The sequence below is a fragment of the Streptomyces sp. NPDC001002 genome, assembly GCF_053599215.1.
In genome coordinates this window covers 1-9,025 of sequence record NZ_JBSFLV010000242.1, presented here as the reverse complement: position 1 = coordinate 9,025, position 9,025 = coordinate 1, and the positions used below count along the sequence as shown (strand labels likewise).

Annotated in this window: 11 protein-coding genes; 5 read left to right on the top strand and 6 right to left on the bottom strand. The window is 71.5% G+C overall.

Annotated features, from left to right (window positions below):
* Positions 1-120: 120 nt before the first annotated feature.
* The 3 genes from ACWDR3_RS46140 to ACWDR3_RS46130 form a co-directional block, all read right to left on the bottom strand.
* On the bottom strand, positions 121-726 hold the full coding sequence (locus tag ACWDR3_RS46140) for an FMN reductase (protein WP_450358695.1): 606 nt from the start codon (positions 724-726) through the stop codon (positions 121-123).
* The gene (locus tag ACWDR3_RS46135) at positions 723-1,838 is read right to left on the bottom strand and encodes an LLM class flavin-dependent oxidoreductase (RefSeq protein WP_450358694.1); all 1,116 of its coding nucleotides are present in this window, start codon (positions 1,836-1,838) and stop codon (positions 723-725) included. Before ACWDR3_RS46135 ends, ACWDR3_RS46140 begins: the two co-directional genes overlap by 4 nt.
* Before the next feature lie 91 nt (positions 1,839-1,929).
* The gene (locus tag ACWDR3_RS46130) at positions 1,930-2,844 is read right to left on the bottom strand and encodes a LysR substrate-binding domain-containing protein (protein WP_450358693.1); all 915 of its coding nucleotides are present in this window, start codon (positions 2,842-2,844) and stop codon (positions 1,930-1,932) included.
* 75 nt (positions 2,845-2,919) lie between these two features.
* Here ACWDR3_RS46130 and ACWDR3_RS46125 point away from each other — a divergent pair, with 75 nt between their 5' ends.
* Positions 2,920-3,993 carry an aldo/keto reductase gene (locus ACWDR3_RS46125; RefSeq protein ID WP_450358692.1) on the top strand — a complete coding sequence of 358 codons (1,074 nt, stop codon included), beginning with the start codon at positions 2,920-2,922 and terminating at the stop codon, positions 3,991-3,993.
* Positions 3,994-4,133: 140 nt separating this feature from the next.
* Here the strand turns inward: ACWDR3_RS46125 and ACWDR3_RS46120 are convergent, their stop codons facing one another.
* Complete coding sequence (locus ACWDR3_RS46120) at positions 4,134-4,757, bottom strand: TIGR03086 family metal-binding protein (protein WP_450358691.1); 624 nt, start codon at positions 4,755-4,757, stop codon at positions 4,134-4,136.
* A 79-nt stretch (positions 4,758-4,836) separates the two neighbouring features.
* Between ACWDR3_RS46120 and ACWDR3_RS46115 the strand changes: the two genes are divergently transcribed.
* A complete protein-coding gene (locus ACWDR3_RS46115) occupies positions 4,837-5,679 on the top strand; it encodes an AraC family transcriptional regulator (RefSeq protein ID WP_450358690.1) in 843 nt (280 codons plus the stop codon).
* Between the two features lie 16 nt (positions 5,680-5,695).
* On the opposite strand, the gene ACWDR3_RS46110 is transcribed toward ACWDR3_RS46115, so the two are convergent.
* The gene (locus tag ACWDR3_RS46110; protein WP_450358689.1) at positions 5,696-6,592 is read right to left on the bottom strand and encodes an NADP-dependent oxidoreductase; all 897 of its coding nucleotides are present in this window, start codon (positions 6,590-6,592) and stop codon (positions 5,696-5,698) included.
* Between the two features lie 136 nt (positions 6,593-6,728).
* Between ACWDR3_RS46110 and ACWDR3_RS46105 the strand changes: the two genes are divergently transcribed.
* Entirely contained in the window at positions 6,729-7,184 is a 456-nt protein-coding gene (locus tag ACWDR3_RS46105; RefSeq protein WP_450358688.1) for a winged helix-turn-helix transcriptional regulator, read from the top strand.
* Here ACWDR3_RS46105 and ACWDR3_RS46100 read toward each other — a convergent pair.
* A complete protein-coding gene (locus ACWDR3_RS46100; protein WP_450358687.1) occupies positions 7,175-7,627 on the bottom strand; it encodes a hypothetical protein in 453 nt (150 codons plus the stop codon). The two genes, ACWDR3_RS46105 and ACWDR3_RS46100, sit on opposite strands and share 10 nt — an antisense overlap.
* 100 nt (positions 7,628-7,727) lie before the next feature.
* Between ACWDR3_RS46100 and ACWDR3_RS46095 the strand changes: the two genes are divergently transcribed.
* Entirely contained in the window at positions 7,728-8,060 is a 333-nt protein-coding gene (locus tag ACWDR3_RS46095; RefSeq protein WP_450358686.1) for a YnfA family protein, read from the top strand.
* 161 nt (positions 8,061-8,221) lie between these two features.
* Complete coding sequence (locus ACWDR3_RS46090) at positions 8,222-8,983, top strand: SDR family NAD(P)-dependent oxidoreductase (protein WP_450358685.1); 762 nt, start codon at positions 8,222-8,224, stop codon at positions 8,981-8,983.
* Positions 8,984-9,025 lie beyond the last annotated feature (42 nt).

The following is a 9,025-nucleotide window of genomic DNA, read 5'->3' as shown; positions in this document are numbered from 1 at the left end:
TCCGATCTTAATCGGCTCCGGGGTCATTGACTCACCGCCTTGCGGACCAGCGCGGCGGCGTCGGCACGGTCCGGGCGGGCCGCCCCCAGACCCCCGCTGTCGGCCTGGACGGCCTCGTCCTCAAACGCCGGACGGGCTGGTCGGCGCGAGCGCGGCAAGCTGATCAGCGAAGGGGATCACCTCGAAGTCGTCCCGCTTCTCCGTCCGTGTCGCCGACAGACCCGTCATCAGAGCCGCCAGCTCCCCCGCCGCCCGCTCGATCCGCTCCGGCAGTCCCTCCGATCCCCAGTCCTCCGACGCCGCGTACACCCCGGTCGGGACGACCACGGCACGGAGGTAGGAGAAGAGGGGACGCAGGGCGTGGTCCAGGACCAGTGAGTGCCGGGCCGTGCCACCCGTCGCGGCGATCAGTACTGGCTTGCCCACCAGCGCGTCCTTCTCCAGCACATCGAAGAAGGACTTGAAGAGTCCGCTGTACGAGCCCGAGAAGACCGGCGTGACGACGATCAGGCCGTCGGCGTCGGTCACCGCCTGCTGCGCAGCGGAGAGCGCCTTGCCGGGAAAACCGTTGGTGAAGTTGTGCGCGATCTCCACAGCGAGGTCACGCAGCTCCACCACCTGTACCTCCGCCGACGTACGACCCGCCGTGGCCGCCGCCAACCGGTCCGCCAGCAACCTCGTCGAGGACGGCACGCTCAGCCCCGCCGAGACGACTACGAGCTTCATGCCACGGTCTCCTTCTCCGTCTCGTTCTCCGTACGCGGCTTCCGCGCGGCGGCCAGCAGGGACGCGTGCGTCGGCGCCTCCGGTACATCCGCCGGACGGCCCTTCGCGAACTCCTCGCGGAGCACCGGCACGACCTCCTCGCCGAGCAGGTCGAGCTGCTCCAGGACGGTCTTCAAGGGCAGGCCCGCGTGGTCCAGCAGGAACAGCTGACGCTGGTAGTCACCGGCGTAGTCCCGGAACGCGAGGGTCTTCTCGATGACCTCCTGCGGGGAGCCGACGGTCAGCGGGGTCTGGTCGGTGAAGTCCTCAAGGGAGGGCCCGTGGCCGTACACCGGCGCGTTGTCGAAGTACGGGCGGAACTCGCGCACCGCGTCCTGCGAGTTGCGACGCATGAAGACCTGGCCGCCGAGGCCGACGATCGCCTGCTCGGGCGTGCCGTGCCCGTAGTGGGCGTACCGCGCCCGGTACAGCTCGACCATCCGCTTGGTGTGGTCGGCCGGCCAGAAGATGTTGTTGTGGAAGAAGCCGTCGCCGTAGTACGCGGCCTGCTCGGCGATCTCCGGCGAGCGGATCGAGCCGTGCCACACGAAGGGCGGTACGTCGTCCAGCGGCCGGGGCGTGGACGTGAAGCTCTGCAGCGGTGTGCGGAACTTGCCCTCCCAGTCCACGACGTCCTCGCGCCACAGCCGGTGCAGCAGGGCGTAGTTCTCGATGGCGAGGTTGATGCCCTGGCGGATGTCCTGGCCGAACCAGGGGTAGACCGGGCCGGTGTTGCCGCGGCCCATCATCAGGTCGACACGGCCGTCGGCCAGCTGCTGGAGCATCGCGAAGTCCTCGGCGATCTTCACCGGGTCGTTCGTGGTGATGAGCGTGGTGGACGTGGAGAGGATCAGCTTCTCCGTCCGCGCCGCGATGTAGCCGAGCATCGTCGTCGGGGACGACGGCACGAAGGGCGGGTTGTGGTGCTCGCCGGTCGCGAAGACGTCGAGGCCGACCTCCTCCGCCTTCAGCGCGATGGCGACCATGGCCTTGATGCGCTCGCGCTCGGTCGGCGTCCGGCCCGTCGTCGGGTCCGGCGTGACATCGCCGACGCTGAAGATCCCGAACTGCATGGTCGCTCATCCTCCATGTTGTTGACTGTTCAACCATACCCGCAGAACGGTCGCCCACGTACGGCTATTCCCGCGCCCGCTCCCGAGGGATCTACGCCGTCGCTCCAGGCGCACCCCGGCCCGCGAGGACCGTTTCCCGGAACGCCGCCACCACCGGGCGGAGATCCACCCGGTGCCAGGCCGCCCACAGCTGGACCGACCCGCCGTACCAGGGCAGCTCGCGCACCGCGACGCCCTCCGTCGTGCCGCGCATCATGCTCTTCTGGATCAGCGCGAGGCCGAGGCCGGAGGCGACCAGGCCCAGCGCGGTGAGCGGATCGGCCGCGTCGAGGCGGATGTCCGGCCGGAAGCCGGCGGCCACGCAGGACGCCACGAACGTGTCCCGCCAGGCCGGGTCCTGGGAGTCGTCACCGACCGCGATCCAGGGCTGACCGTCGAGGGCTGCGGGGGTCAACTCCCTTTGTTCTACGAGGGGATGCTCGGCCGGGAGCGCGAGCAGGAGGGGGTCGCTCAGCAAAGGGGCCGCGTTCAGATCCGGGTCGTCCGCCGCCGGAGGCGTCCGCACCAGCGCGATGTCCAAGCTGCGTTGGCGCAGACCCTCGAACTGCTCCGCCGACTCCTGGTCGTACAACGCCACGTGGATGCCCGGGCGTTGATCGCGCAGGGTGCGCAGGGCGGTGGGCAGGATGCCGGTGTGCATGGCGTCGGCTACGTAGCCGATGCACAGGCCGCCCTCCTCGCCCCGGCCGAGCCGGCGGCCGAGGTTCTCCAGGCGGTCCGCGTGGCGCAGCAGGGCGTGCGCCTCGGTCAGGAACACGCGGCCGTCGGAGGTCAGCCGGATGCGCTGCTGGCTGCGTTCGAAGAGGGTCAGGCCGAGGTTCTTCTCCAGCTGGGCGATCTGGCGGCTGAGCGGCGACTGGGAGATGTGCAGCTGCTCGGCGGCCCGGCCGACGTGTTCGACCTCGGCGACGGCGACGAAATAGCGGAGTTGGCGCAGGTCAAGCATGTGGGACCTCAAAGGACTCAAGTGTGTCCGAGTGAGTCTTGGACAGTCTCATCCCTGGATCCTAGCCTCGATCCCATGAGCATCAAGAACCTCCTGCCCAGCGCCCCCGGCCTCCCCACCAGCACCCCCGACAACACCCCCCGCACCCCCGCCTCCCTCCCCGGCACCCTCGGCTTCGGCACCGCGCCCCTCGGCAACATGTTCCGCGCGATCCCCGACGAGGAAGCGGCCGCCACCGTCGAAGCCGCCTGGGGCCAGGGCATCCGGTACTTCGACACCGCGCCCTTCTACGGCGCGGGGCTCGCCGAGATCCGGCTGGGCGAGGTCCTGGCACGGCACCCTCGCGACGAGTTCGTCCTCAGCACGAAGGTCGGCCGCGTCATCCTCGACGAGATCGAGGACCCGGCCGCGCGCGACCTCGGCGAGAAGGGCGGCCTCTTCGAACACGGCCGCCCGAACAAGATGGTCAACGACTACTCCGCCGACGCCACCCTCCGCTCCGTCGAGGACAGCCTCAAGCGCCTGCGGACCGACCGCCTCGACATCGTGTGGGTGCACGACGTGGCCCAGGACTTCTACGGGGACGAATGGCTCGCGGTGTACGAGAGCGCCCGCACCGGCGCGTTCCGCGTGCTGCAGAAGCTGCGCGAGGAGGGCGTCATCAAGGGGTGGGGCCTGGGCGTCAACCGCGTGGAGCCGCTGGAGCTCACTCTCGACCTGGACGAGCCGCAGCCCGACGCGTTCCTCCTCGCCGGCCGCTACACCCTCCTCGACCACGACCGCGCCCTCCAGCGCCTGCTGCCGGCCGCGGCCGCGCAGGACGTCGACATCGTGGTCGGCGGCCCCTACAGCTCGGGCATCCTCGCCGGCGGCACGCACTTCGAGTACCAGCAGGCGCCCGCGCACATCATCGACAAGGTCGCGCGCATCAAGGCGCTCGCCGACCGGCACGGCATCGGCATCAAGTCGGCCGCGCTCCAGTTCTCCCTCGCCCATCCGGCGACGGCGGCCGCGATCCCCGGCGCCACCAAGCCCAGCCGCATCGCCGAGGACGTGGCGGCGCTGAGCGAGCCGATCCCGGCGGCCTTCTGGACGGACCTGCGCGAGGAGGGGTTGATCGCGCCGGACGCGCCTGTGCCGACGGCCTGACCTGGGCCCCGGCCATCCGACCTCGACCCCGGGTGCCGGGCGCCCGGCATCCCGCCCACTCCCGTCACCCGTCAGCCTTCCCCCGTCACCCGTCAGCCTTCCCCCGTCACCCCTCACCCCTCACCGCGTGCGACTCCGGCTCACCCGGCGACCGGACCCCCACCCCACCCCGGCTCCCGCCCCGTCCCCGCCAACAACCGCTCGAACTCCGACGCGCTCTCCGCCACCCGCACCGGCTCCCCGAAGACCCCCATCTTCTGAGCCGTCGGCGCCAACTCGGCCACCGCGTCCGCCAGTTGGGCCACCACGGCGTCGTCGGCGTCCGGGTACTCCTGGCCCGTCGCCCGGGCCAGGTCCCACACGTGCACGGTGAGGTCGAGCAGCGCCATCGAGCCGACCAGCCGCGCGGGCATGTCCATCGCGCCGGTGGTGCCCTCCTCGGCGCCGGGCGCGGACCAGGCCGCCACCAGCCGGTCCGCCTCGCCCTCGAACCGCTCGCGCCAGTCCGGCCCCGCCCCGACCCGGTCGGGCGTCTCGCCGAAGTCCGACGCCTCCTTCGCGGCCAGCCGCTGGAACTGCACGATCACCTGGAAGAGGTGATTGACCAGGGCCTTCACGTCGTACTCCGCGCAGGGCGTGGGCGCGACGAGTGCCGCGTCGGAAATGCCGGCCACCACCCGCACCGCCCGCTCACGCGCCATGGCCAGCAGCTCACCGATGCCGTACGTCGTCCCCGTATGCGTCATCTCGCTGTTCGTGTCCATACCTCGACCGTACGGACGCCCGGGCCGGCCCTTCTTGAAGAAACGCGACGCCGGACCCGGCGCGTCGTACGATCCGGCCATGGCCGCCCCCCGCCGCCGCGACACCCGCGGGATCGTCGACCCCTCCGGGCTGCTGACCCGGGTGAGGTTCCGCCGGCACGAGCCCGCGGAGCCGCTGCGCCGGTACATCGAGAGGTACTGGTTCATCGACTGGGACCTGCCCGAGCCCTACGCCTCCCACGTCGTCGCGCACCCGTCCGTCAATCTCACCTTCCAGTGGGACGAGATCGGCACGGCCGGCACCCCGCCTTACGCGGAGCTGACCGGTATCCCGCACGGCCTCTACACCAGGAAGCTGACCGGGAAGGGCCGGGTGTGCGGGGTGAAGTTCCGCCCCGGCGGCTTCCGGCCCTACGCCCCCGAGCTGCCGGCCTCGCACTGGACGGGCCGCGTGCTCCCGGCCGGGGACGTGTTCGCGAGGGCCGTACCGGACACCGCCCGCGCGATCCTGACCCCCACCGACGACACCGCCCGCATCGCCGCGCTCGACGCCTTCCTGCTCCCCCTCCGCCCGGCCCCCGACCCCCAGGCCGACCTCGCCGTGGACCTCGTCGAACGCGCCCGCACCGACCGCACGATCCGCCGCGTGGACGACTTCGCCCAGGCCGCCGGCCTCTCGGTACGGGCGCTGCAGCGACTCTTCTCGGGGTACGTCGGTGTCGCCCCGAAGTGGGTCATCCTCCGCTACCGCATCCACGAGGCCCTCGAACTCGCCGGCACCCGGCGCGAGGTCGACTGGGCCGCTCTCGCCGCCGACCTCGGCTACGCCGACCAGGCCCACCTGGTGCGGGACTTCACGGCGACGGTGGGCGTCCCGCCGAAGACGTACGCCCAGGCGACGGACGCCCGACCGCCCACCTGATCTACACGATGCCCGCTTACGGGACCAGCACCAGCCGCCCCCGCACCCCGCCCTCCGCGAGCCGGGCATGCGCCTTCGCGGCCTCCGCCAGCGGGAACGTCTCGGCCACCCGGAGGGTCAGCGCCCCCGCGTCGACCAGCGCCACCAGTTCGCCGAGCCGCTCCCCGTCGGGGGCCACCTCGACGGCGGCGGTCCGCACCCCGCGCACCGAGGCCGGCTGCCCGCCCGGCCGGAAACCGACGTAGGCACCCCCGTCCCGCACCGTCGCCAACGCCGTCTCGCCGAGGATCGCCGCGTCGAGCACGGCGTCGAAGCTCCCGTCCTCGACCGGACCGCTCGTGAACTGCGCGGCCCCCAGCGACCGTACGAGCTCCTCGTCGCCCTCCCGGGCCAGCCCGGTCACCAACACGCCTCGCCGCGCGGCGAGTTGGACGGCGTACCCACCGACCGCACCCGCCGCACCGGTGACGAGAAGGGACTGCCCCGGCTCCAACTCCAGGAGATCCAGGGCCTGTACGGCGGTCAGGCCGTTGAGCGGCAGGGTCGCCGCGTGCACGGCGTCGACCGTCCCCGGCGCCTTCGCGAGCGCGCCGGCCGCCGCGACGACGTACTCGGCGTGGGCGCCGAGGGGACGCACCATGCCGGGGGTCATCGCGACCACCGCGTCCCCCGCACTCCACGCGCTCCCGTCCCCGGCGCCGATCGCGTCCACCGTCCCCGCCACCTCCCACCCGAGCCCGATCCGCTGCCCCTCGCCCCCGAAGAACCCGCCCCGCACGCCCTCGTCCACCTGGTTCAGCGTGGCCGCGGCCACCTTGATCCGCACCTGCCCCGCCGCCGGCTCGGGCACCTCGGCCTCGACCACCTCGACGGCCTCGGGCCCACCAAAACGGTTCACGACCACTGCACGCATCACGACTGTCTCCCTATACCTACTGGTCAGCTCGGGTATCCCCGCAGCTGTCAGCAACCCTAGGAAGAGCTACTATCGATTCGTAAGTAGTTACCTGAAAGTGCCTACCTACCCCGGAAGTGAGTGAGAGCCCGCCATGCCGACCACGACCGCAGCTCAGCGGCGCGAGCAGGAGCGCGTGAAATACGACGCGTTCATCCGGTCCTGCCCCACCAACCAGCTCCTGGACCGGCTCAGCGACAAATGGGTCAGCCTCGTCGTCGCCGCCCTCTCGACCGGCCCCATGCGCTACAGCGACCTCGGCCGCAGACTCGCCGGCGTCAGCCCCAAGATGCTGACGCAGACGCTCCGTTCACTGGAGCGCGACGGCATCCTCACCCGCGCGGTCACTCCGTCGGTCCCGGTCCGCGTCGACTACGAACTCACCGAACTGGGCGCCAGCCTGGCCCAGTTGATGACCGCGGTGAAGGCCTGGGCGGAGACCCACATCGAGGAGGTCCACGAGGCGAGGGACCGCTACGACGCCGAGGCGGAGAACGCCGGCGCGAAGACTGCCGACGCGAAGACTGCCGTACCGGCGCGTCAGAAGTAGTACTCGTCCCCACTGTCCAGCACGAGCACCCGCTGCTGGTCATTGGCCCGGTTGTGGTCCACCGCGCCCCCGCTCCACACGGTGTCCAACTCCAGCAGCACCTCGCTCGGCGCACCCGTCAGCCGTACCCGCATGCTGATCGGCGCCCCGAGGTCGTCCGCGGCCAGGGCCCCCACCCGGCACAACACCACCCGCGGCCCCGAGCGAGCACACCCACCCGGCAGCACCTGCCCGTTGGCGAGCGGCACCGACCACCGCAGCCGCACGGTCGCGTCCGGTACGGCGGACGGCCCGTGATTGCGCGGCGTGAACCGGACGTCCACCCGCCCACCGGCCATGGAAGCGACCCCGTGATAGGCGAGATCGGCCTCGGGCCCACGCCCCGCACCAACCGCACCGACCGCCGCCAGAGCGGCCAACCCCACCGCGAGAACCCTGCGCATACCCACTCCTCAGTCGCCACGGACGTACGCATGTATCCCCCGCCACGCCATCGGCAGGCGCCGTCCAACAGGTGACAGCGCGCATGCCAAGCTGGCGGACATGCTGATCGTCCGTTCCGCGGCCCTCTTCGTCGTCGCCGCCGTCTTCGAGATCGGCGGCGCCTGGCTGGTCTGGCAGGGCGTACGCGAACACCGCGGCTGGCTCTGGATCACCGGCGGCATCCTCGCCCTCGGCGTCTACGGCTTCGTGGCCACCTTCCAGCCCGACGCCCACTTCGGCCGCATCCTCGCGGCATACGGCGGCATCTTCGTGGCGGGTTCACTGGCATGGGGCGCGGTGGCGGACGGCTACCGCCCGGACCGCTGGGACATCACGGGGGCTCTGGTGTGCCTGGCAGGCATGGCGGTCATCATGTGGGCACCGAGAAATTAAGGGGCTCCGTGACCGACCCGCTTTTAAGGGGCGCGGGGAACTGCGCGACCAGCCCCCACCGGGCCCGCACCCGGCACACAACACACACCCACCACGGCGGGCCCCCACACACCCCTCCTATCCTGGCGATAGCCACCCGCACCGTTGCCCAAGGAGTTCCCATGTCCCGAATCGCGATCGTCACGGGCGCAAGCAGCGGCATCGGCGCGGCAACGGCCCGACAGCTCGCCGCCGCCGGCTACCGCGTAGTCCTCACCGCCCGCCGCAAGGACCGCATCGAGGCACTGGCGGAAGAGATCACCGCGGCGGGCCACGCGGCGACGGCGTACCAACTTGACGTGACGGACCGAGCCGCGGTGGACGAGTTCGCGACGGCCTTCAAGACGATCGGCGTACTGGTCAACAACGCCGGCGGAGCCCTGGGCGCGGACCCGGTCGCCACCGGCGACCCCGCCGACTGGCGCACGATGTACGAGACGAACGTCATCGGCACCCTGAACCTCACCCAGGCCCTGCTCCCGAAGCTCGTCGCGAGCGGCGACGGCACGGTGGTCGTCGTCTCCTCCACCGCGGGCCACGGCACGTACGAGGGCGGCGGTGGCTATGTCGCCGCCAAGCACGGCGCGCACGTCCTCGCCGAGACCCTGCGCCTGGAGATCGTCGGCCGGCCGGTCCGCGTCATCGAGATCGCACCCGGCATGGTCCGCACGGACGAGTTCGCGCTGACCCGCTTCAACGGCGACGAGGAGCGCGCAGCGAAGGTCTACCAGGGCGTGGCCGAACCCCTCACCGCGGACGACGTGGCGGAAACGATCACCTGGGCCATCACCCGCCCCAGCCACGTGAACGTAGACCTCCTGGTCCTCCGCCCCCGAGCCCAGGCCTCCAACACCAAGGTCCACCGGTGGTCGAGGAGATGCTGACGGTCCCGGGCCAGGCCGCGTGCTCGTGCGAGCAGGCGACCG